Origin of the sequence: Syntrophomonas sp. UBA1041 (genome assembly GCF_002316705.1) — a bacterium.
GTDB lineage: Bacteria > Bacillota > Syntrophomonadia > Syntrophomonadales > Syntrophomonadaceae > DTU019.
The window spans coordinates 1-21654 of record NZ_DCEA01000007.1; the positions used below are offsets into that span (position 1 = coordinate 1).

Here is a 21654-nt window from a genome sequence, read left to right on the forward strand (position 1 = left end):
ACCGGGAGTTCTCACACGGTCTGCCGGGGGTTTGGTAATCTTATTCCACCCTTCATAATCGATGATCGAGCCTCCATTGGTTGCCACCGTGGCAATGGCTTTGGCGCAGTCATGGTTGGTGCCGCCACCTACGGATATTATCATGCTGTAGTCCCTGCTTATATCCAATACTCCCTGATCACAATAGGACAGACCGTCCTCAACGAAAGAGACGGTCGGATTAGGGTGAAGTATCCCGTCAAAAACATCATGGGATATAAAAAGGTTGTCAAGGATTTTTTCCACCTGTTCCACATAACCCAGACTGATCAGGTTTTTATCGGTCACGATCAAGGCCTTGCCCAGCTTCATGGGCAGCAGTTCGTTGGGGAGGTCCTTAATTGCACCCACACCGATAAGATTGGTTTTGGGCAGATAAAAATTATGATTGTTTTCCAAAGCCATCACTCCAGTTTGTATTCTGGAGTTAGTTTGCCTTATTGCCTGAGTAAGTATGATGACTCATGATCTGTAATCAAACTCAAAATTCACATCAGATCAATTAAACCTGCGAGTCATATCATTGATATCATTTGCCGGGGGCAGGTCATGAAATGATTAATCTGAAGATTCCAATCTGCGCAGGTGAAACACCCCCTGGTGGCCTTCGATATTAAGGCGGAATTTTGCCGCCTCATTGCCATTCCAGGAGGCCCGGCAGTCAACCTTAAGCACACGGTTTGAAAAACATACCGGCACAGTCTGCCGCCGGGAGAGGCGGCTGAAATAAAACAGATCGTCATATAGCCGGCGGCATTCCGGAACGGTGCTTTCCGCCAGGCTTTTGATCAGATTGTAGCTTTGAAAATAGGCGGTAAATGCTCCTGCCCAGCCCTGAATAACCGCCATCTCCAGATAATCACGCAGCCTCTGGCGTCCGGCCGGTTCCCCAACATCATAAGGCAGTTCCACCTCCATGCCCATGCCATAATGGCGGGCGATATGGCCGGCGCATTTCAACAGGTAGCGCCGGGGGCGCAGAGCCGGCTGCCAGAAAGCATGGGAGGGTTGCAGGGCGACCCCGTCAAAGCCGGCCCGGCTGAACTCGGTAATCCAGCTGGAAGTGATGCCGGGGATGGCAAAGGAACGCAAACCGTGTGCCTTGCACAGCCTGGGAAAAGCATGCAATACCCCGTCGTTATAGCTACCCTGCTCAGTCATATAATAGAAGCCCGCCAGCTTGAGATGGTGAAACCCGGCCCGCCTCCAGCGTTCCACCAGTTCTTGCATGGCCCAGCGGGTGGCCTCGATGCGGTGGCTTTCCTCAGCCAGGGAGTAGCCGGCATCCCAGTCGGTGCAGCGGGGGTCGGCAGTTGGAATGCACAACACCATATTAACCGCTCCCGATCCGCTTGCTCCCAGTTTTTTGACGACGGCTGCTGCAGACGCTTCCATTGCGCACAGGTTGGCCCGAGGGTAAAAATACTCATCAAATAAGGCCAGCCAATCCTCTTTCTGCGAAGGCGGTCCGGTCAGATCCGTGCCGAAACTGCGGCCGTTCAGTAGTGGGGAGTATTGGGCCAGGAGCAGAAATCCGTCCATAAAGTAATCCTTTATCACGCCCTCCGGGCTGAGATAGGCCAGAAGCGGCAGCAATTTGTCGGGGTCGTAACGGTGTATTGCGTTTTGTCCTTCAGCACCGACATACAAAAGGCACAGCTCATGCATCCCGGCTACTTCCGGACCGCCTGCCGCAAGATAGCCGGGATGGCGGTCATTGAGCGGAGCCAGCCCGGCAACCGCTTCCATGGTATCCCCGGGATAGTACAGATGCAGCTGCTGATGTTCCCGGTCCAAAACCAGCAAATGATGATGACAATAATTTATGCTTGAAACCGCAACCTGAGCATGGCAGCTATATAAACGCAGCAATGTACCGTCTTTGTCATGCAAACGCAAAATGGAGGGTTTTTGGTCAGTATGCCAGAATGACCAGAAATGCCGGCCATCATAAGCCAAACCGGAACAGCGCCCGGCTCGGCGGAAGAACCGCGCTGTTTTATCGGTTTGACAGACCTCTGTTACAACCGTTGTCAGGCTGCCCTGGCGCGTCCTGCCTTTAAGACATCCGGATTTATGTGCATCTATCGAGAAAAAACGTGAAGCTACAGGATTCAATTTTAGCAGGAATAATTCGCCTTTATCTGTAGCCCCCCAGGCTGAAGTGCTGTCGTTTTCCGCCAGCGCTGTCAAAGCTATGGGCAGACGGATTGTTGCACACAGACGAAAAGCAGGGTAGGGGGCAGAAGTATTGTTGATCCGGATAGGATACAGTTTGCTTTCTGATGAAGCTGTTTTTTCAAGGCCCAACAACATCTTTCCGCAGCAAACCAGTGCAGATAAGGCCGCAGGCAGAGGTTGCTGGGTCAGTATTTTTAAATTCGCTGAAAGGTGGGCATCCAACAAGAGCAGCCGTCCGTCGGCAGCGGCCGCCACCAGGTAATCCGGACTTAAGGGGTGCCGGCAGATACAGGTCAGGTTTAAACAGGGTAAGGGACGCGTTCCCCCCAGGAATAGATCCTCTATGGCAGGTTCTTGGTCTCCGGCCATTGTTTCAAGTTCTATCCAGCCAGGTATGGCCGCTGATTCAGCCTGGGGACGAATACTGCCTTGAACCCTGATAACGTGCTGACCGGCAAATGCATCAGCCTCCCCCCAAAGGGAGAAGGGAGCGCTCTCCCAGATCATCTCGTCCTGATCCGGTTCAAGCCGCCAGCGCTTAAAGGCCTGACGGCCCTGTAACGGGGCTATATCGCAGTCAATCAGATTGATCTCGTATTTCATCGCTAACCCTGTTTGTTTTTTATTCTACTATATACCGATAAAGCAGATGTGATGCCCCTTTTAACAAATCCTCCACCTACATAAAAAAGCGCTGCGGTTTAAGGCAGCGCTTTCCACATTGTGTCGTTATTTATACCTGTGTTCTTTGGCTTCGGCTTCATCCTTGATTTCATTCCTGAACCCGTCCAGGGCGTCTTTGCGGCGGACATTCTTTTCTTTTATAGCCTTCTTCTGACGGGGGTCTTCGGTCAACTCCATGGTTTCTTCGGCCTTTTCCATATTTTCTATAGTGTGGTTGATATTGAATTGAATTTTATCTACATTGTCGCGACGGTCATCCGGATTGTGTTTCATCTACTCTACGCTCCTTTGCTGTTTTAGATTATGACTTTATGGCATAAATATTTTTCGAAATGTAGCTGTTTTTTATTCGACCGAAGCTGGCATCAATCTATTTAGCTCAACGCCTCATTCAGGCCTGGCGTTTCGACACAAAATAATCTCCAATTTGTCATATAGAGGAAATAGTTCAATGTATGACGAATCAGGTTGAAGCAAACATAAAATTATGTAAGTTAACCTGAAGGGGTCGCCTGGAAGCGGCACTCTCTGCAGGCCTGTCAACAGACAAGTTTTGACTGCCGGTATATGACTTAAGGAGGGTTTGAAATGTGGACTATCAGGGAACTTAAGACCAGGGCGTGGAGTTTATTGAGCGAGCATTACTGGAAAGCCTTTGTGGTCAGCCTGGTCATTGCCCTTGCCGGCGGCAGCGGAGGGGGCAATGTCAACTGGAACGTAAATGATTCAAATAATGGTTCAGGTTTGGATTCATGGTTTGGCCAGGGCAGCGAATTCATGCTGGCAATTATTTTGGGAATTGCCATATTGTTCATTTTCATCATCTTAATAATTGCGTGCTACCGGATTTTTGTGGGTTTTCCCCTGGAGGTCGGGGGGCGCAAATATTTTGTTGAGGCTGAACAAAACCATTTTGATATGAATTATCTGGGCTGCGTTTTTAATAAAAACCATTACCGGGGCGTGGTTGTTACCATGCTGTGGAGAGCCTGGCTGAACTTCTTGTGGTTCCTGCTGTTCATCATCCCCGGGATAATCATGGCTTATGCCTACAGAATGGTTCCGTATATTCTGGCCGACAATCCCAATATCGGGTATCGCCGGGCTGTGCAGCTCAGCACGCAGATGACACAGGGCCACAAACTGCACATATTTGTTCTCGATCTATCCTTTCTGGGATGGCTCATATTAGGGGTTTTGGCCTTTTTTGTGGGCGTCCTTTTCGTGCTTCCCTACATTAACGCGGCCAATGCCGAACTTTATCTGGTCTTGCGCCGCAATGCCATAAAAACAGGGTATTGCAGTGAACAAGAATTATTGCTGTAGAACAGCCCCAATACATCATCAAGCATAAGGCTTATCGTTTAAATAAATGGCGGGCTGATATTGACAACAACTGAAACCAGCAATAAAATGAAAGTGAACGAACGTACACTCAGGGAGATAATCATCTATGCCCATACCGAAAGAAAAACAAAGCCAGGAACGGCGGCAAAGACTGTTGCAATGCGCCCTGACCCTTTTTGTTGAAAAAGGCTACGCCGATACCCCGGTGCGTGAAATAATTATGAAATCGGGCTATGGTACCGGTACTTTCTACAATTACTTTTCTGACAAAGAAGATATTCTGAAAACACTGTTGGAGGAGTTCGCCGAGGATATCATTTCCAGCATCAACAGCTACTACTCAACCGAAAAGGATCTTTACAAAAGATTTATAGAAACCAAACGGATAACTATGGAGGTTTTTACCCGCAACGAAGAACTTTCCGAAATATACAGCCGGGCTGCCGGGGTGAGTGAGGCTATTGACCAGTGTTTGCAGCAATTTGAGGATAAGCTGATTGCTTTTTACACCCGGAATATCGAATATGGCATAGCCAGAGGATCATTCAGCAGCATACCGGTTAAACCGGTTGCCCATGCCATATTAGCGGTGGAAAAATATCTGTTGTACAAGTGGATAATATTGAAAGCCATAACAAAAGAAGAAATGATAGATATGGTCATCTCATTCCACGAGACCCTGGCTAAAGGCCTGGTGAAAGAACATTAAAGCCTCTGTATCAACCGGCAAATCTTACGACAGCGAATCGACACGCAGTACTACAAGTGAGTTTCCGTTTTTATAGCGTTCTATGTGAACGTGCGTTCGTTCCATTTTTCATAGAAAGTGGTGGTTTTATGAAAAGTTTAAATCAGGAACATCTAAACGCGGTTATGGAACTCATCAACCAGAGTCCTTATTTCATGCTGCTGGCTATGTCGGTGGCAGAGCTGGGAGTTGGCTATTCAAAGGTTGAGGTGAAGCTTAGCAACCGGCATCTGAACCCGTTCGGGGGCATCCATGGCGGGGTTTATTCTTCCTTGATCGATACCGCGGCTTATTGGGCGGTCTATTGTGATATTGAGGAAAATGCCGGATTGATCTCTCTTGACGTAAATGTTACCAACCTGGCCCCGGTAAAAGACGGCCGTTTAGTGGTTGAGGGCAAACGTATCAGGGCCGGGAGGACTATTTGTATTGCTGAGGCAGCGGTTCTCGACGATAAAGGCAAATGCCTGGCTCACGGCGTCTCCAAGCAAATGGTGACCCCGGGTTTGCAGACCATTGACCAGGCCGTTAAATCATTGGGTTATAAAGAGCTGCCGCCGAAATTCTTGGGTTAAGCCATGAACCGCCCGGAAATGAGTCAGCCCTCCAAATCTCTTAAAGCAGAGACTGGAGGGCTTTTGCTTTTTACTTGCCCAAGCCGGATGGCGGCGCCAATCAGCTTACCGCTAAACCCTGGGATCCTAAACGAGGCAGGCCGGTTTTTATCTTGACCTGTATGCGCTTTAAACGGCCATTACGCCGGATATTAAACACCGTGATGGAACCCCGGTTGCCATTGAGAGCATAGAGATTGCCTTTGCTTACCCCGATGTCAATCGGGGCCACGGCTGAACCAAACCTGGTGGTAGAAACATTTTTGCCGGCTCGCAGCCTTCCGTCTTTTTTGATTCGATAGATAGTTATATTGCCGCTGGCGGAGTTGGATACATAAGCATAATGCTCTTTCTTGCTGACTGCGACCCAGCAGGTGGCCATCTGACCATTGGGAACCGAGGCGCTGATTACGCAGAGAGCCCCGTTGGAAACAATTCTATAAGACGACAGCGCGTTGGCGCCAGCCTCAGCAACCAGTAAAACCCCATTGCGAAGGAAAACAGCGCCAAACGGCCCCTCCCCGCTCGAAAAGTTAACCGTCGGGCCAGACAAGGTGCCATCAAAATTAACCCGGAAGACGCTGATGCGGTTGGTGGTCAATTCAGTTACGACCAGGAATCTGCCGTCAGGGCTGAATACCACACAGGCTGGTTGAGCACTGAAGGTACTGAGCTTGCGCGTTGAGCCCGGAATCGGAGCCAGACTTCCATCTGAGCGCACTCGAAAGCCAGAAACATTGGAATTGTAGTTATTAGCGGCATCGCCTACATTGGCAACATAGAGCAAATCGCCGAAAACGGCCAGGCTGTTAGGCTGTGTTCCGCCGGAAGGGTCTACGTCCACCAGCACCAATCTGCCGTCGCGCTTAACCCGGAAACTACTCACGCTGTTGCTGCCGGCGTTTACAGCAAAAAGCAGGCATCCATTGCGGGATAAGACCAGGGATCCCTGTGATGCCAGGGGATCGACACCGTCCCGCGGGGTGGCATTGGAAACCTCAGCCGTGCCGGTTCCTCTGCCCCCCGTCCTAAAGGCGTCGATGCGGCTGAGTTTGCCGCTTTTACCGCGGCGGAATGCAATCACTTCATTGCATGAGGCTGAATTGGTCATGGCATAGGCCATACTAGCATGCCGATGTTTTTTCTCTTCTCTTGCAAATGCGCCCAAAACAGCATTACAGGCGCCATCGTGCCGATTGCTCCTCTCTCCTGCTGCGCATGTGCCTGAATTGCTCATGACATTGACGACACCACAGTGCCGGTTTTTATTAACTCGTTTCACTTTAAACAAGATTGCTCCTCCTTTATAAAGGTACTGGGGGGTTTATGTTACATCATATTCGAAACGCATATTCTTTGGCACTGTTTAGGTGCTGTGACAGTAATTGTATGAACAGCAGAAAAGAATCTGTTCGTTGTGTACATCTTACTGATCGCTACAGGAATTTGTTGATTAATGAAGAATGAAATAATGGGGAAAAATCTACCTATAGATAAGAGGATTGGAAATATCATGAATCTGATCGGCAATATTATCTGGCTATTGTTGGGCGGCCTCATAGCAGCTGCGGCTTGGTCTTTAGCAGGACTCATTCTGTGCATAACCATTATCGGCATACCCTTTGGAATGCAGTGTTTTAAAATCGCCTACTTTGTCTTCTGGCCGTTCGGCAAAACTATCGAATTGGGCCATTTTGGAGCGGGAGGCCTGATTTTTAATATCATCTGGGTTATCGTCTTTGGATGGGAATTTGCCATATCTCATCTGCTTATTGGCTTGGTGTTTTGTATAACCATCATAGGCATACCTTTTGGAATCCAGCATTTCAAGTTTGCTCAACTAGGATTAATCCCTTTTGGTGCGGAAATTAAAAATAGCAAATAGTCTTCAGTGCGCGGCTCGGCCTGTTGGCTCAGCTCGTAAATTGACAGCAATCAAATCGTTAGCAGAATAACACGGAAGGAAGCGCTGATGTCAGAATCACACTTGGAGGTAGAAGAAATTAAAAGCGAACTGCTCCGGTTGCGACAACGTGTCGCCCAACTGGAAGCCCAGAATCAGCAGTTATTGGCGGCCAATACGATTAAGGGTGATCAAAAGACCCCCATAGAACAGCCGGCAGAAAAGGACTTGCACCAATCAGAAGAAAGGTTTGCCAAGGCTTTTTACTGCAACCCTGATTTAATGTCAATTACCACCTTAAAAGAAGGACGCTATGTAGCGGTAAACGATGCTTTCATCAAGTTGACCGGTTATGAACGCCATGAAACTATTGGGCGCACCGTTCAGGAATTGAACATCTGGGCTGAAACCAGCCAGCGTGAGGCTCTGATCCGACAACTGACTAAATTTGAAAGGGTACAGGGCTTTGAATACAATCTAGGAACTAAAAGCGGTGAGATCAGAAAGCTGTCCCTTTCCGGCGAGGTCGTCGATATCGACGGTAAAGCTCATTTGATCAGTGTTTCCCGGGATATTACCGAAAGCCAGAGAATGGTGGAACAGATACGCTTTTCGGAAGAGATGCTTTCCCTGGCATTCAATGTTTGTCCATTTATAATGACTATCTCCACAGTGGAAGAAGGGCGCTACTTAAAAGTTAATAACGCTTTTTGCGCCATTACCGGGCGAACTCAGGAAGAGGTTATTGGCCGTACATCCATCGAAATCGGTTTCTGGAAGGATCCCGCGGATCGCAGTATTCTTAAACAACAGATTATTATGGAACGCTCCCTGCGTGATCTGGAATTCTGCTTTTGCAAGAAAAACGGCGAAGAGAGACTGGGAAGATATTTCATGGAATTGATCGAGATTCTCGGTGAGCCCTGTTTGTTGACGGTAATCATCGATATCACCGATTTGAGGCAGATGGAAATTGAAATGAACCGCCTGGACCGGCTCAACGTGGTGGGTGAAATGGCGGCCAGCATCGGCCATGAAATTCGCAATCCCATGACAACCGTAAGGGGATTTCTGCAGTTATTGCGGGAAAACGAGGACTACAGCCGGGACTATGATCATTTCGATTTAATGATAGAGGAGCTGGACCGGGCCAACTCGATAATTACAGAGTTTCTGTCTCTGGCTAAAAATAAAATAGTGGAATTGGAAAAAGACAATCTCAATGCGGTTATCAGCAAGCTTTTGCCGCTTTTACATGCCAAGGCGATGATCCGGGACCAATCCGTAGCCCTGGAACTGGAGAAGATACCCGACCTCTTGCTCGACAAGAAAGAAATCCGCCAGCTTATATTGAATCTGGTAAATAACGGCCTGGAATCGATGTCCGCGGGCGGAGTAGTGGTGATCAAGACCTTCATGGATAACGATAATGTTATACTGGCGGTTCAAGATCAAGGCGGGGGAATAGATCAAGAAATGCTGGAAAAGATCGGCACGCCTTTCCTGACTACCAAAGAGCAGGGGAGCGGTCTGGGATTGGCGGTATGCTACCGGATAACTGCCCGGCACAATGCCAGAATAGAGATTTCCACGAGTCCGTGCGGAACCACCTTTTTAATCAGGTTTTCACAATAAACTATCATAGTAATCAATTATCGTCATCTGATCCAGGTTTGAAAGCGGGCTGAACTGCTACCGGCTATTAGGTGATTGTTTAAACGAAATTATCGGAGTGGAGGAATATAAAAATGGGGATCAGGGTGTTTACTGACAGCACGTCATACATTGATGAGGAAATACGGCGCCGCCTGAACATACAGGTTCTTCAACTAAGTGTTCATTTTCCCGATGAATCCTTTAAAGAGAATGAGGTGGAACAGAGCTACTTCTATAGAAAGGTGGAACAAACGGGAATTATCCCAACCTCCTCACAGCCTTCCCAGGGAGAATTTCTCAATGCATTCCGGGATTGCCTTTCCCAGGGTGACGCTATCCTGGGTATATTCATTTCCTCTGCCATGAGCGGCACCTGCCCCACAGCCTTGGCGGCCCGGGAGCAGCTTTTGCAGGAATATCCGGGAGCACGGGTGGAGATAGTGGACTCCTATACCAACTGTATGGCCCTTGGTCTGCAGGTTATTTCGGCAGCGGAGGTGGTTCAAGCCGGAGGCAGCATGGAAGACGCCCTGGAAGCCGCCGCCGAGACCAGGAGGAACATCCATTTTTATTTTGTCCCCGAAACCCTGGAGTACTTAAAAAAAGGAGGGCGTATTGGTACGGCCTCGGCCCTTTTGGGAACCATCCTCAAAATCCGTCCCATACTCACCGTTGACATGGCAAAAGGCATGACCCATTTGCTGGAAAAGACCCGCGGCAATGCGGCAGCCATTAGACGCATCCTGGAAATGATAGAAGCAGACCACCTCAAGAAGGGATTGAAGGCACTGATAGTCCACCATATCAATGCTGCGAATCAAGGAAGCCAGCTCAGGGATGCCCTGGCGAACAAATACCAATTACCGGTCGGCTTATGCTCCATCGGACCGGTTATAGGCCTGCATACCGGTCTGGGCACTATTGGGTTCGCCTATTGCACTTATTGATATTGACAATCCGCTTCGTTAAAACTTACACCGGGACATAACCCGAAACAAATATCGTATAGAGGGATCAATAACTATGAACATACAAATATTTGGAGTGAAAAAGTGCTTTGACACTCAAAAGGCGGAGCGTTACTTCAAAGAGCGTAAAATAAAATATCAATACGTGGAGCTGAGCCAAAAAGGTCTGAGCAAGGGTGAATTAGCCAGTGTGGAAAAAACGGTCGGACTTAATAATTTGATCGACTCCAAGTCAAAGGCCTACAGCCGCTTAAACATGGATCGTATCGGCAGCAGCACCATGCGGGCAGAAGTCCTCCTCAATCACCCCGAACTATATAAAACCCCCATCGTACGCAATGGCCGACAGGCTACCGTAGGTTATCAGCCGGATGTCTGGGACACCTGGGAATAATCAAAAGTTGTTTCAATCAGGTGGTAAGATCTTGATGGAAAGCGGATTATTATACTAAAGGAGAACTCCAATTGACTCTTTGTCGTGCTAAACAGGGAAAGGTTTTGTTAAGTATTTTCATTAGTTATACATGGTTTACATAATATAAATTATTGTAAACTTGAGAGCCTCCAATTGATTCGGCATCCTGACTATTCCGGTCACAGGCCCTGGGCTTGAGTGATGTGTTTTTCATAATAGAGACGCCTCCTCATCTTTGATTTGTGCTGTCTTTTCGGGATTTAGCACAATTTCATTGTGAGGCTGGCGTCCTTTTTTAAAGACCGTTTTTAAGCATCACAGGAATGCTCCTGAATAGCTGGTTTGCTGTATAGATAAATGCAATCGGTTCACAATAAGTCTATATGGAATTAGGAGGTACAGCACATATGATAAAAGTTCTAAGTTCGCCCGGCAAATACGTTCAGGGCCCCGGTGCATTAAATGAAGCCGGTAAATACATGAAAAATCTCGGTGACAACGCCTTGATCGTCGCTGACGCTTTCTTATTGGGTGAAGCCGAAAAGTATTTCAAGTCCGGCAATGAAAGGGTTAGTTGCACTATAGAAAAATTTGGCGGTGAATGCAGTAAACCGGAAATAGAGCGATTGAAAGAAGTTGCGTCTAAAGCCGGCGCAAATATAATCGTAGGTTTCGGGGGAGGAAAAACCCTCGATACCGCAAAAGCAGCGGCCTATTATTGCAGCCGGCCGGTGGTCATCTTGCCCAGCATTGCTTCAACCGATGCGCCCTGCAGCGCCCTGTCAGTAATATATACGGAAAGAGGCGAATTTGAAGAATACCTGATTCTCCCCAGGAACCCCGACCTGGTTTTAGTGGACAGCCAAATAATTGCCCAAGCACCAGTGCGTTTTCTGGTATCTGGAATGGGAGATGCCCTGGCCACCAAATTCGAGGCCGAAGCCAGCAGTAAACGCAGTCTGCCCGCCATGGCGGGAGGAGCTCCTTCAATAAGCGCCCTGGCCCTGGCCGATCTTTGTCTGCAAACCCTGTTGGAATACGGTTATTATGCCCGCCTGGCCGTGGAGAAAAAAGTCATTACTCCAGCAGTCGAGAAAATCATAGAAGCCAATACCTACCTGAGCGGAATAGGATTTGAAAGCGGGGGCCTGGGAGCTGCCCATGCGATTCACAACGGTTTTACTGCGCTGGAGGAAACCCATCAATACTTCCATGGCGAAAAAGTGGCATTTTCAACCTTGGTGCAGCTGGTCATGGAGGATCGTGATACCGATGAGATTATGGAAATCATGGGGTTCTGCCAGTTGGTAGGCCTGCCCATCACACTGGAGGAGCTGAGCCTGGCCGGAGCGGGCCGGGAAAAACTCATGAAGGTTGCTGTCGCCTCAACCGTCGAAGGCGAAACCATACACAACATGCCGTTTCCGGTAAATGCGCAAATGGTGTATGATGCCATACTGGCTGCCGATGCCATTGGCCGAAGTATGGCTTGTTGTTAAACGTGATGTTCAGGTTATCGTAGCAGGGTAGGGGACCTGGTCGCCACTTTACTACACTTACACCGACACCGCCAGGCCCCCAATTATTCGCTTAATCCCCAAACAACTCCCTTTCTATTTGCATCTGCAATATCCTGTTTCTCTTTCCATTTATTGCTGCATGGGTTTAAGTTAGCTTCAAAAAACGACAGAGGTGATTACCATGTGCCCATAGAAAACTTATTGAATAACTTGGATGGGGGAAATCAGACTGGGAAGGGGATCGTGGATTGTTTAAAACCGGACGATTCTATTGAAGAACTAGCAACCTGCTGGGTCCTAAAGGATGGCTATTCAATCCACGCACCCGGACGATAGCGCCGAAATTGGAGGCCAAAGCGAAGCTCTAACAGAAAAAGGAGAGTTAATGATATGTTTAAAGAAATGCGCAGAAAAGACCGGGAAATAATCGATGCAAAAATAATGGAAGAAATACTGATTAACGGTCAATACGGGGTACTGTCAACCATGGGCGATGGTGAGTACCCCTATGGGGTTCCGGTCAACTATGTCTATTTCGATAAGAGCATATATTTTCACTGTGCGGAGGACGGATATAAGCTGGAGAATATCCAGAGAAACCCCAGAGTATCATTTTGTGTGGTGTCAGAGTCGGAAGTGCTGCCGCATAAATTCAGCACCAAATACAAATCGGTGATAGCCTTTGGAATTGCCAGCGAAATTACAGACGATGCCAAGGCCAGCATACTCTTTGCATTAGTTGAAAAATACTCTCCGGATTTCACTGACGAAGGTCAAAAATATATTGAAAGTTCCCAAGCCACCACCAGAATTGTGAAAATAGACATACAACACATGACCGGAAAAGAGAGAAATTATTAATAGCATGAAAATCAGTAAGAGAAATTTTGATTATCATGACACAGGGAACTATCAGTCCCTACAACGAGATTTTATGATCCGAAGGCAAAACCCTGGTATTCATTTTAAGGCTCTTACAGTCCGAATTAGAGCCCCTTTTTTGTCAATAACTCTGCTAATGCGGTTCAAATATAGGTGTATAATACTTGCATCTTGTCCTGGCTGGGGAATTTTTACTTGAAATATGATTCCATCATATGTATAATTTTCCTAACAATTGTTAGGATTTTTTTTATTATTTATAACGTATGTTAGGTTGAGGTAGATGAAGTTTTTTGGTACGAAAGAAAAAATATTTGATGCGGCCATTGACTTAATTTCTGAGCGCGGGTATAACGGGGTTTCAGTGCGGGATATAGCAAAGGCTGCCGGGATAAAAGAAAGCTCTATCTATACGCATTTTATCAATAAAGAGGATATTCTCAACCATATTCTGGAGTATCATCATAACGGCATTCTAGGCAAGCGAGTGGATATTAACAGTCTGGAGAATGAAATCAATTATATGGAACCCCGGGACGTATTCAAATTAATATTTCTCAGTTATGGAAAGCAGGACGATCCGAGGATCGATAAAACGGCGAGAATTATCTTCATGGAACAATATGTCAATCCCAAAGCAAGGGAATTTGTCCAGAAATATATGTTAGAGGAGCCGGTGTGGTACTACCATTCCCTGCTCCGGCAGATGCTATCGAAGGGAAGGTTCGAGGATAACGTCGATCTGAAAACCGCAGCCCAGGAACTGAACTATGGATTTCTTGGCATCTCCCTGGATTTTGCCCTTGTAAGGCAGGAGGGTGGAGATGTTGCCGGCATATTAAAGAAGATTTCAAATCATATTGATTTTGTATTTGACCGGATTGAACAGAAAAAACTATGAAAGGAGGTTAGACATGAGGAAAACAATCCTGATTTCGCTTGTCCTTTTAGTGCTGCTCTGCCTCTGCGGCTGCAATAATTTTACTTCCTCTCAAAACAGCAATGTTAATCACGTATCGCAAAGCGTTGATGACCGCACTTATACCCTCGATATGTATCTGGGGATCGGCTTGGGCAGCACATATAAGGACGTCGTCGCAATCATCGGTTCGCCCGGCGAGTCTTCCATAGACGGCGACGTGATCAAACAGTATTTATGGCGGAATAAAGACGGCAGCAATATCAGCGTAACCTTTTCAAATGGAAAGGCCGAAGCGAAAACCCAGGCCAACTTGGGTCCATTTTTAAAGGATAAAGAAAAGGTCACACTAAAAACGTTCCGTAAGTTGAAGGAAGGCAGCAGCCTTACCGAGGTGGAAAAAATCCTCGGGTCGGGAACGGAAACGATGCGGCAGATCATGGACGGAAAAGAGCAAGTCACCTATACGTGGCGTAACAGCAATGGGAGCGCGATTACCATCGTATTTGAAGACGGGAAAGCCGCCGATATTAACGATCTTATGCTGAAGTAATTATTTGGAGGGAGGACAGTAAATGAATAAAAAACTCATTTGCTTTATCGCAAGTATTGTTTTTATAGCGGGGATGTCCGCGGGAGCTTATGCGGCATCCAATCCTGAAATTAGAGCGATCCTGAATTACGGTATGAAAATCGAAGTAAACGGTAAGGAATTCATACCGACAGATGTGGACGGCTCCAGACTTGTCCCCATTACCTACAATGGCCGGACATATCTCCCTGTCCGATCTTTAGCCGGCGCTCTGAACGTGGCTGTAGCTTATGAAAATAATACGGTATATCTCGGAGAGCGGGGCAAAATTCCTTTGACCGGCAACGATTTTGAAAAGAACTATACCTGCCAGTTCACGACGGATGCGAACCTGCTCCTTGTCAACGGAGTACAGTATAAATCAGGAATCGTCTATACCGGAACGGCGGGCTACTATGAGTACAGCGGTTTTGTGCGTCCTAATGGAAAATATCAGAAGTTTGGCGGCATCGCCTGCATGGAAGATAAGGATGGAAGCACCGATCAGGTAATTATTAAAATCCGGGAAAACAATTATGAAGGAAGGGTTCTAAAAGAGATCTCTCTGGAAAAAGGCGCTTCGATTCCTTTTGAAATCGATATTCCGGGGATCAATACCCTGTACATCCAGAATTTAGTTTCTGATAGAACGCCGAAATCAACAAACCCGGATATCATGATGATCGCAGACCCTTATTTCAACTGAGGTTTCGTCTTGTCGTATAGGGCACCTGTTTAGAAGGCATGTCCGCCAATATTAATGATCCTATCATCAGGGAGGGTTGGTAATGAACAGATTCTTTGATAGAATTCGAGTTGGTAAACAATCAATGGTGATCATCTGCGTTATGTTATTGCTGGTGATTCTTCCCGCGGCGCCTGCCGCCGCTCTTGACCCCCAGATTCCGGGTCTGAAGCCTCCAGAACTCTCGGAGCTTCCGGATATATTGTTTGGGCCGACCAATTTAACCGCCGTTGCTTTATCAGATACGAAAGTTCGTCTGAGCTGGCAGGATAATTCCGGCAATGAGTCGGGGTTTCGCCTGGTTCGCAAAGAACAAGGAGCAAGTGTTTACTCCACCTCGATCACGGTAACCGCGAATGTTACCAGTTGTACGGATACGGGCTTGAAGCCAAATACCACTTATGTCTATCGGATACAAGCTTATAACGCCAACGGTGCCAGCGATTATTCCGATGAAATAAGCGTTAAGACTCTTCATGCAACGACACCAATAATTTTGACTCCTGCAGTCCCTACGAACCTGCAGGCGACGGCTGCCGACTCCGGCACCATAATCTTGACCTGGAAAGATAATTCCGACAATGAGGAAGGTTTTCAACTCCAGCGTAAAACGGAGGGATCAGGTGTTACCACTATTTTCTACCTGTCTCCCGATACCACGGCCTATAAGAATACCGGCCTGACTCCGCAAACAAAATACAACTATACAATTTCAGCTTATAATAATATCGGCGCCTCGAATTTCAGTAATGAGGCCAGTGTAACTACCCCGATGGTTTCGCTGGTATCGCTCCTGCCGGTGGCCCCTACGCTGTTGACTGCTCTGCCGGGCTCGGATGGTACCCGCATTGAAATTACCTGGAAAAACAACTCTACCAATGTGGACGGACATTATGTTTATCGCCGCACCGAGGGCCAATCCAAATTTACCGAAATCCATCACAGCACTAAGACAGGAGTGACTGGATACGCTGATTTCGGTTTAACCCCCGGCACTAAATACTACTATTACGTTTCCGTCTATAACAGCCTGGGCTCTGACGACAGCAACATTTTAAGCGCTACCACCACCGGAATGCCTCCAGTGGTAAAACCGGCCGCACCTTCCAGCCTTACAGCCGAAGCCGTGTCCAACTCACAGATCAACCTGAGCTGGAAAGACAATTCCTCCAATGAGACCAGTTTTGTCCTGGAACGCTCTCTGAGCCAAACAGCGGATATACAGTCATTAAGAATCTACCGGCCAACATCGTCTCCTTTGAAGATACCGGCCTTACATCTGCAACCACTTATTTCTACCGAATTAAAGCCGTCAACAACATCGGAGACTCAGCCTATTCCCCCCTGGCCAGCGCCGTTACCCGTGGGGTGACACCTCCTCCAACTGTACCGGGAGAAGTACCGCCCTCTGGCAACAACCTGCCTCCCGCTGCCGATGAAGGGCAAGTAGTATTGCGTTTTTACATTGACAACCCCCAGTATTATTTGAACGACACGCCTATTCCAATGGATGTGCCTCCAGTTATTCGGGAAAACCGCACCCTGCTGCCTATTCGTTTTGTAGCAACTCCTTTAGGAGCCGAGGTGGGATGGGACGCGGCTAGCCGCAAGGTGACCATAAAACATGACGGAACCAGTATTGAGATGTGGATTGACCGGAATACTGCGCTGGTCAACGGAGCCGAGAAAATGATTGATCAGGATAACGCCAATGTGGCTCCCCTGATTATGCCCCCGGGACGAACCATGCTGCCTCTGCGTTTCATCAGCGAAAATCTGGGCTGTCAAGTAGAATGGGACGGCACCTCCCGGGAGGCCAAAGTCACCTATCCCCGTCCCTAGCCGGAAAGACAAGGAGAAAACCGGTACCTGAAAAATTTAAATAGGCTGTTTCTGCAACCATAGGGACACAAGAGGAGGTTCGAGACCACTAAAAAAGTCTGAATAAAACACAAAAAGCATACTAGCCTATAGCATTAATTATGTCAACAAAAACACATTAAACATTGCCGATACCGGAAACCGTTTAAAGCACAGGAAATGAGCGATGGTCACCGGCTGGACCTGGGGGAAGAACGCTGCATTTTATATGCCCGGTATGCAACGCCACAAAAGATATGTACGACCCGGTAGATTAAGAATGGTGGCATCGCGAAATCGCGCTCAACTTCCCAGATCAAAATAAAGGCGAAATCGAATATCTGTTCGCATGTCAAGAGGGGAGGGGAGCGCATGTGTTGAGTTATATGGAATCACCTTTTATTTTTCCTATCCAAGATCCCGAAAAAGATTGGTCTATGAGCCTAGATACCGAAATTCCTGAAGACGTATTTCCCTTATTTGCTTCTGTCTTTAAAAGAGCCACCACGATAGCACGGCAAATAAGGCCAAAAATTAAAAATAAGAAGAAATCAAGCACTACGGAAAATGGCTTTATGTAAACAAAAACCTGCAGATATTCCATTACTATATTATAAAATACAAACGTAAATAATCCTGCCCACACTGTAGTCCACAGAAAAAAGCTCTTCCAAGAGGACGTGTATTGGTATACGAACATCGCATATATAGGGATAAAAGTAATGTCTCCAAGGAAAAGGTTTGGAAAAAAGGGGACTATGCTAATGTAGTAGGCCCAGAAACCGAATTGTTGACCGATTGAATCATAATTAGCAAATGCGACAGCAACTAACGATCCAAAAAGGAGTATCTCGATTATTCGCTTTCTGTCTACTAGATAAATAAATAAGGCATATGAAAGGAGTAATATAATGACAAGGAAAAACCAGGTAGGTGAAAGAAATTGTTGATTAACCCACTGGGTTAAGATGAGATCATACAAATGTTTAGAGGCTTGCGTTATTTGCTCATTGGTGACCATGCTGTGCCCTCTTTCCAGCGTAATTAATAGTTATATTGTGTGCTGGAGCCGTGATTAATACTCATTTAACATGCATTGGCAAGATTAGGAGTATTCCTGTAATGCTTAAGAACGATCTTTGAAAAAGGAGACCTTTAGCCCGTCTGCCGGTTCGGGGCAACTTGCCATATAGTAGAGTAGTCCAGAAGAACCTATTACAAGGATTTATTCCTGGGTTTCTATTCAAAGGCCCCTATTTGGCTCACAGCGTGTTTTGGCCTTGTTAGAATGCCTCGGGCTTAAAATCCTTTTTTAACAACCTTATTGCGCGGGTAAGAAGCACCATTATCTGGCAATAGCATTTATGGTTAGCCGGTTTATCAGAAGATGATCCTGAGACTGATTCTAAAGACCTCCTCAGTTAATGTGGGGGTCTTTAGAATCAAAAACAATTTGAATAATACCAGAATTAAATCCTGCCATCCGGCTTCACACATTAGACAATGTAGGCTTATCAATGACACGGGTACACGATAAGGGGGAAGATGGGCGTGAGTATTGGCAGCCCCTCCTCTGTAATTTTGGCTAGTTTACATAATGTTCAGTTGATGGGAAGGTCGTGGGCTAGGTGACAGTAGCCTGTCGTTCATTTGATGCGGTATAGGGGGCGGTTAATGTTGAGTTAAGTCGTTTACCCACGAACTTAGTATAACTGGTGTTATGTTGACTAGCTGAGGTATGTAGCTGTCAATAATCTGTGCTTATAAAAAGTTTCAAGAACGTGAGTGCCCGTCTGTTGCACGGGGGAGGGACCCTTGCCGGGAGGGGGTCCCCGGGTGACAGACGGGCTGGCATGTTTCTTGCACTTACTTGATAAGTGCCACACAATGTCACCACAATCCCTTTAAGTGAATCGGAAGCAAAATACTGGATAAGTGCATAAGTGCCACATTATTTACCCATGGCATTAAATGGGAGATAGTGAAAGCATTTATAAGTAATTAAGGGATAATTATAGAGCAAGCGTTCTCACGGGCAAATATAAGAGAAAAAGGGAAGAGTTAAAGAGTAAAGGACCACGAGCCACGCCAGCGTCAACCAGCGAATCATCATACGCACGGGACCCTGAAGTCAAGGGCGCGGCCTGCATCCCCGTATTGACAGGTCAGGTATCATAACTGAGCGGGCGCAGTCCTTTACCCTTTACTTTAGGGGTGCGTATGGATAGCATCTGCCTTCGCTGGCGGCTCCAGGATAAGGATTAAAGATAAAGGGGGCTGTTATCCCTTGCCCCCTGATTTTTCAGTGATATGTTTACGGCACAATTACAATTTCAGGCGTTATAATTCCTTTTTTATCATTGAGCATTTCTTCAATAATACCGAGGATATTTCCAGCGCAAAGACAGTTCCAGTCATCAAGTGCGTCTATTCCAACGTCATTCATTGCTTTTACTAAACCTGTTTCAAATATTTTTATAGTTGCTTCCATGTCGCTTATTGGTGATAGTCTTAATTCTCTGATCAGTTCCAATTCGAGTTTACTTAGCTTCATGCGTATCGCCCCTCTCTTTTAATGCAAACTTGAGTTCACATGGAGTCAAGGGGTGACCGAAGGGAATCGCAGACAAAATTTAGCCAGGGCAAAAGTTAGTCAGGTAAATGAGGGCTAAATTTTGCCCCTTTACCCATGTGATACAATTCGAAGGCAAAAGAGAGGGAACGGAATTGAAACGGTGCAAATTTAGCCCCGTTACAACATTCATGTAAACTAGCCGTTAGGGGAAGCGAGTAAACCAGTCCCGTTTCATGGCTAGTTTACATAATGTTCATTATAGGAAGATAGGGAATTAGGTGAAAACCCCTCAAATCCCGGCCAATATAGGCTTCTGGCCACTGTTTTATAGTTGCATGTTAACTGCATAAATAATGTATAAGAGCTGCCCCGATTTTTATCTGAGCAGCTCTTATATTAAAATCAGCTGGATATAACCAATAACTCCGATAGCCGCAAACGAAAAAAAGATGAAAATGGCTTGCTTCCAGCCCGGGCTTTGTTATTAACCCGGCTGGGGACCACTCCCCTCTTTCTTTTATCATATCAACCTAAAGTCCCGGCATTTTATACCTACGATGGAAAATCAACCCCCATTAGATTGCCAGCGGTATATTTCCAGGGCTTTTTAACGGGCTCCTTGATCCCGTTGGACATCAGCACGAAATAGCCATAATAGCCGTAATCCTTTTCTACGGCCCGGATCGGAGTTACTGCTTTTCATGTTCCGGGTTCCTATAATGCCCCCATTGCCAAGACACATTAAGTGAATTTCTGTATGTAGCAAACCGTAGAAAACAATATTAAAAATTTTTAAAGTTCTTGACATATTAAATCAAATGCCGCATATTTTAACTTAGTTAAAATATTTTAACTAAGTTAATGTTTGGAGGTTATATGAAACTGACGAAAAAAGAACGTACTCAAAAAGAAATCATCGAGGCTGCGAAGGCTATCATCCATGACAAAGGGCACGAAGCCGTTACTGTTAGATATTTGGCTGAAGCAACAGGATACTCATATACCAATCTATATTATTACTTTAAGGATATGAATACTCTCTTGTGGACATTACGTCTCGATATGATTGAGGATATGATTACCGAACTTACATCCATCTCTTTTACAAAGGATGATCCTGTTGAAGAAATCCTCATTGTTTTATCCAGTTATACGGATTACTTCTTCAAGCATCCGAATGTCTTTCGTTTCTTTTATTTTTATCCTTTTATTAAACCGGAGGGGGATGACAGTTATCAAAAGCTGGAGCAAAAGTTTCACGGTATATGGCAGACTTCCTTTTTTAGATTGATTAAAGAGGGTATCATTCAAGCCGAAGATATTGAAGTTGTCGCTAAAACTATTATTTATGCGCTTCAAGGAATGATCATGCTGAGTTTCTCATCCAATGGTTCCACAAAACAAAACGACATCAAAGATGAACTTGTAAAACTTATAAATTACTTATTCAAAAAGTATAAGGAAACTATTTAAGGGGGTTATATCTTATGAATCAAGAATTTAATATCAGCTTTCGACCGCTTTTTCGCGTTGCCCAGTATTTGGCTTTAGCAATGCTCATTTTAATACCAATACAGATTGTTATCTATGTGATTGCACCACCGCCGGACACTGTTAGAGGATTCTTTGAACTCTATCAGCAAAATCCGTTTTTAGGGCTGCTGAGCTTGGATTTTCTCTATCTGTTTAACAATATGATTATTGTAATAATCTATTTAGCCCTCTTTGTCCTCTTATATCATGAAAAGCCCGTTACTGTCCTTTTGGCATTAATACTTGGTTTAATTGGTATTGCCTGTTACTATCCGTCCAATCCGGCTTTTGAAATGCTAACCTTAAGTAATCAGTATTTTCAGGCGCTGCCTGAACAACAAATGATTTATTTGGCCGCCGGTGAAGCCTTAATGGCAGGTTATACGGGCACCACCTTTGATGTGTACTATGTTTTAAGTACCATATGCCTGCTGCTGTTTGCCTATGCATTAATAAAAAGCCCCAAGTTCAAAAAATCGGTTGGTTTGTGGGGG

At 46.2% G+C, this 21654-nt stretch carries 22 protein-coding genes; 16 read left to right on the top strand and 6 right to left on the bottom strand.

Features of this window, described 5'->3' with window-relative positions; all coding sequences use genetic code 11:
- The 3 genes from B2633_RS01555 to tlp form a co-directional block, all read right to left on the bottom strand.
- Positions 1-444, bottom strand: a 444-nt coding sequence (locus tag B2633_RS01555) for an iron-containing alcohol dehydrogenase (protein WP_483168806.1), incomplete at its 3' end; no start/stop codon positions are given.
- Between the two features lie 153 nt (positions 445-597).
- A complete protein-coding gene (locus B2633_RS01560) occupies positions 598-2823 on the bottom strand; it encodes a DUF4855 domain-containing protein (RefSeq protein WP_483168786.1) in 2226 nt (741 codons plus the stop codon).
- 126 nt (positions 2824-2949) lie between these two features.
- Positions 2950-3177, bottom strand: coding sequence for a small acid-soluble spore protein Tlp (gene tlp / locus B2633_RS01565; RefSeq protein WP_483168787.1), 228 nt, complete (start codon positions 3175-3177; stop codon positions 2950-2952).
- A 315-nt stretch (positions 3178-3492) separates the two neighbouring features.
- On the opposite strand from tlp, the gene B2633_RS01570 reads away from it, so the two are divergent.
- The 3 genes from B2633_RS01570 to B2633_RS01580 all read left to right on the top strand — a co-directional run bounded on the left by B2633_RS01570 (position 3493) and on the right by B2633_RS01580 (position 5574).
- On the top strand, positions 3493-4230 hold the full coding sequence (locus B2633_RS01570; RefSeq protein WP_483168788.1) for a DUF975 family protein: 738 nt from the start codon (positions 3493-3495) through the stop codon (positions 4228-4230).
- 127 nt (positions 4231-4357) lie between these two features.
- Positions 4358-4960 (top strand): TetR/AcrR family transcriptional regulator, encoded by a 603-nt coding sequence (locus B2633_RS01575; RefSeq protein WP_483168789.1) that lies wholly within the window; start codon positions 4358-4360, stop codon positions 4958-4960.
- A 128-nt stretch (positions 4961-5088) separates the two neighbouring features.
- Entirely contained in the window at positions 5089-5574 is a 486-nt protein-coding gene (locus tag B2633_RS01580; RefSeq protein WP_483168790.1) for a PaaI family thioesterase, read from the top strand.
- A gap of 100 nt (positions 5575-5674) precedes the next feature.
- Here the strand turns inward: B2633_RS01580 and B2633_RS01585 are convergent, their stop codons facing one another.
- Positions 5675-6895: a lactonase family protein gene (locus tag B2633_RS01585; RefSeq protein WP_483168807.1), complete on the bottom strand. Its 1221-nt coding sequence runs from the start codon at positions 6893-6895 to the stop codon at positions 5675-5677.
- Between the two features lie 231 nt (positions 6896-7126).
- On the opposite strand from B2633_RS01585, the gene B2633_RS01590 reads away from it, so the two are divergent.
- The 11 genes from B2633_RS01590 to B2633_RS01640 all read left to right on the top strand — a co-directional run bounded on the left by B2633_RS01590 (position 7127) and on the right by B2633_RS01640 (position 17034).
- The gene (locus tag B2633_RS01590; RefSeq protein ID WP_481043178.1) at positions 7127-7498 is read left to right on the top strand and encodes a YccF domain-containing protein; all 372 of its coding nucleotides are present in this window, start codon (positions 7127-7129) and stop codon (positions 7496-7498) included.
- 87 nt (positions 7499-7585) lie between these two features.
- Positions 7586-9151: a PAS domain S-box protein gene (locus tag B2633_RS01595; protein WP_483168791.1), complete on the top strand. Its 1566-nt coding sequence runs from the start codon at positions 7586-7588 to the stop codon at positions 9149-9151.
- 113 nt (positions 9152-9264) lie between these two features.
- Positions 9265-10119 carry a DegV family protein gene (locus tag B2633_RS01600; protein ID WP_483168792.1) on the top strand — a complete coding sequence of 285 codons (855 nt, stop codon included), beginning with the start codon at positions 9265-9267 and terminating at the stop codon, positions 10117-10119.
- A gap of 76 nt (positions 10120-10195) precedes the next feature.
- On the top strand, positions 10196-10534 hold the full coding sequence (locus B2633_RS01605) for an arsenate reductase family protein (protein WP_483168793.1): 339 nt from the start codon (positions 10196-10198) through the stop codon (positions 10532-10534).
- Positions 10535-10962: 428 nt separating this feature from the next.
- Positions 10963-12054: a glycerol dehydrogenase gene (locus B2633_RS01610; RefSeq protein WP_483168794.1), complete on the top strand. Its 1092-nt coding sequence runs from the start codon at positions 10963-10965 to the stop codon at positions 12052-12054.
- Positions 12055-12465: 411 nt separating this feature from the next.
- The gene (locus B2633_RS01615; protein ID WP_483168795.1) at positions 12466-12936 is read left to right on the top strand and encodes a pyridoxamine 5'-phosphate oxidase family protein; all 471 of its coding nucleotides are present in this window, start codon (positions 12466-12468) and stop codon (positions 12934-12936) included.
- A gap of 304 nt (positions 12937-13240) precedes the next feature.
- Positions 13241-13858 (top strand): TetR/AcrR family transcriptional regulator, encoded by a 618-nt coding sequence (locus B2633_RS01620; protein ID WP_483168796.1) that lies wholly within the window; start codon positions 13241-13243, stop codon positions 13856-13858.
- Positions 13859-13871: 13 nt separating this feature from the next.
- Positions 13872-14429, top strand: a complete 558-nt coding sequence (locus B2633_RS01625) for a DUF3862 domain-containing protein (protein WP_483168797.1) — start codon at positions 13872-13874, stop codon at positions 14427-14429.
- A gap of 22 nt (positions 14430-14451) precedes the next feature.
- Positions 14452-15153, top strand: a complete 702-nt coding sequence (locus B2633_RS01630; RefSeq protein WP_483168798.1) for a hypothetical protein — start codon at positions 14452-14454, stop codon at positions 15151-15153.
- A gap of 82 nt (positions 15154-15235) precedes the next feature.
- Positions 15236-16564, top strand: coding sequence for a fibronectin type III domain-containing protein (locus B2633_RS01635; RefSeq protein ID WP_483168799.1), 1329 nt, complete (start codon positions 15236-15238; stop codon positions 16562-16564).
- Positions 16561-17034, top strand: coding sequence for a copper amine oxidase N-terminal domain-containing protein (locus B2633_RS01640; RefSeq protein WP_483168801.1), 474 nt, complete (start codon positions 16561-16563; stop codon positions 17032-17034). The genes B2633_RS01635 and B2633_RS01640 overlap by 4 nt, the downstream gene beginning before the upstream one ends.
- A gap of 400 nt (positions 17035-17434) precedes the next feature.
- On the opposite strand, the gene B2633_RS01645 is transcribed toward B2633_RS01640, so the two are convergent.
- Positions 17435-18073, bottom strand: coding sequence for a hypothetical protein (locus tag B2633_RS01645; protein WP_483168802.1), 639 nt, complete (start codon positions 18071-18073; stop codon positions 17435-17437).
- Positions 18074-19366: 1293 nt separating this feature from the next.
- Positions 19367-19606 (bottom strand): hypothetical protein, encoded by a 240-nt coding sequence (locus B2633_RS01650; RefSeq protein ID WP_483168803.1) that lies wholly within the window; start codon positions 19604-19606, stop codon positions 19367-19369.
- A gap of 897 nt (positions 19607-20503) precedes the next feature.
- Between B2633_RS01650 and B2633_RS01655 the strand changes: the two genes are divergently transcribed.
- Together B2633_RS01655 and B2633_RS01660 are read left to right on the top strand one after the other, a co-directional pair.
- Positions 20504-21100 carry a TetR/AcrR family transcriptional regulator gene (locus B2633_RS01655; RefSeq protein ID WP_483168804.1) on the top strand — a complete coding sequence of 199 codons (597 nt, stop codon included), beginning with the start codon at positions 20504-20506 and terminating at the stop codon, positions 21098-21100.
- Between the two features lie 14 nt (positions 21101-21114).
- Positions 21115-21654: DUF4386 family protein (locus tag B2633_RS01660; protein ID WP_483168805.1), on the top strand; the 540-nt coding region annotated here is incomplete at its 3' end.

Excerpts from the sequence above, each read along its gene's own strand:
- B2633_RS01560 (WP_483168786.1), bottom strand. The coding sequence starts at position 2,823 with ATGAAATACGAGATCAATCTGATTGACTGCGATATAGCCCCGTTACAG.
- tlp (WP_483168787.1), bottom strand. The coding sequence starts at position 3,177 with ATGAAACACAATCCGGATGACCGTCGCGACAATGTAGATAAAATTCAA.
- B2633_RS01570 (WP_483168788.1), top strand. The coding sequence starts at position 3,493 with ATGTGGACTATCAGGGAACTTAAGACCAGGGCGTGGAGTTTATTGAGC.
- B2633_RS01575 (WP_483168789.1), top strand. The coding sequence starts at position 4,358 with ATGCCCATACCGAAAGAAAAACAAAGCCAGGAACGGCGGCAAAGACTG.
- B2633_RS01580 (WP_483168790.1), top strand. The coding sequence starts at position 5,089 with ATGAAAAGTTTAAATCAGGAACATCTAAACGCGGTTATGGAACTCATC.
- B2633_RS01590 (WP_481043178.1), top strand. The coding sequence starts at position 7,127 with ATGAATCTGATCGGCAATATTATCTGGCTATTGTTGGGCGGCCTCATA.
- B2633_RS01595 (WP_483168791.1), top strand. The coding sequence starts at position 7,586 with ATGTCAGAATCACACTTGGAGGTAGAAGAAATTAAAAGCGAACTGCTC.
- B2633_RS01600 (WP_483168792.1), top strand. The coding sequence starts at position 9,265 with ATGGGGATCAGGGTGTTTACTGACAGCACGTCATACATTGATGAGGAA.
- B2633_RS01605 (WP_483168793.1), top strand. The coding sequence starts at position 10,196 with ATGAACATACAAATATTTGGAGTGAAAAAGTGCTTTGACACTCAAAAG.
- B2633_RS01610 (WP_483168794.1), top strand. The coding sequence starts at position 10,963 with ATGATAAAAGTTCTAAGTTCGCCCGGCAAATACGTTCAGGGCCCCGGT.
- B2633_RS01615 (WP_483168795.1), top strand. The coding sequence starts at position 12,466 with ATGTTTAAAGAAATGCGCAGAAAAGACCGGGAAATAATCGATGCAAAA.
- B2633_RS01620 (WP_483168796.1), top strand. The coding sequence starts at position 13,241 with ATGAAGTTTTTTGGTACGAAAGAAAAAATATTTGATGCGGCCATTGAC.
- B2633_RS01625 (WP_483168797.1), top strand. The coding sequence starts at position 13,872 with ATGAGGAAAACAATCCTGATTTCGCTTGTCCTTTTAGTGCTGCTCTGC.
- B2633_RS01630 (WP_483168798.1), top strand. The coding sequence starts at position 14,452 with ATGAATAAAAAACTCATTTGCTTTATCGCAAGTATTGTTTTTATAGCG.
- B2633_RS01635 (WP_483168799.1), top strand. The coding sequence starts at position 15,236 with ATGAACAGATTCTTTGATAGAATTCGAGTTGGTAAACAATCAATGGTG.
- B2633_RS01645 (WP_483168802.1), bottom strand. The coding sequence starts at position 18,073 with ATGGTCACCAATGAGCAAATAACGCAAGCCTCTAAACATTTGTATGAT.
- B2633_RS01650 (WP_483168803.1), bottom strand. The coding sequence starts at position 19,606 with ATGAAGCTAAGTAAACTCGAATTGGAACTGATCAGAGAATTAAGACTA.
- B2633_RS01655 (WP_483168804.1), top strand. The coding sequence starts at position 20,504 with ATGAAACTGACGAAAAAAGAACGTACTCAAAAAGAAATCATCGAGGCT.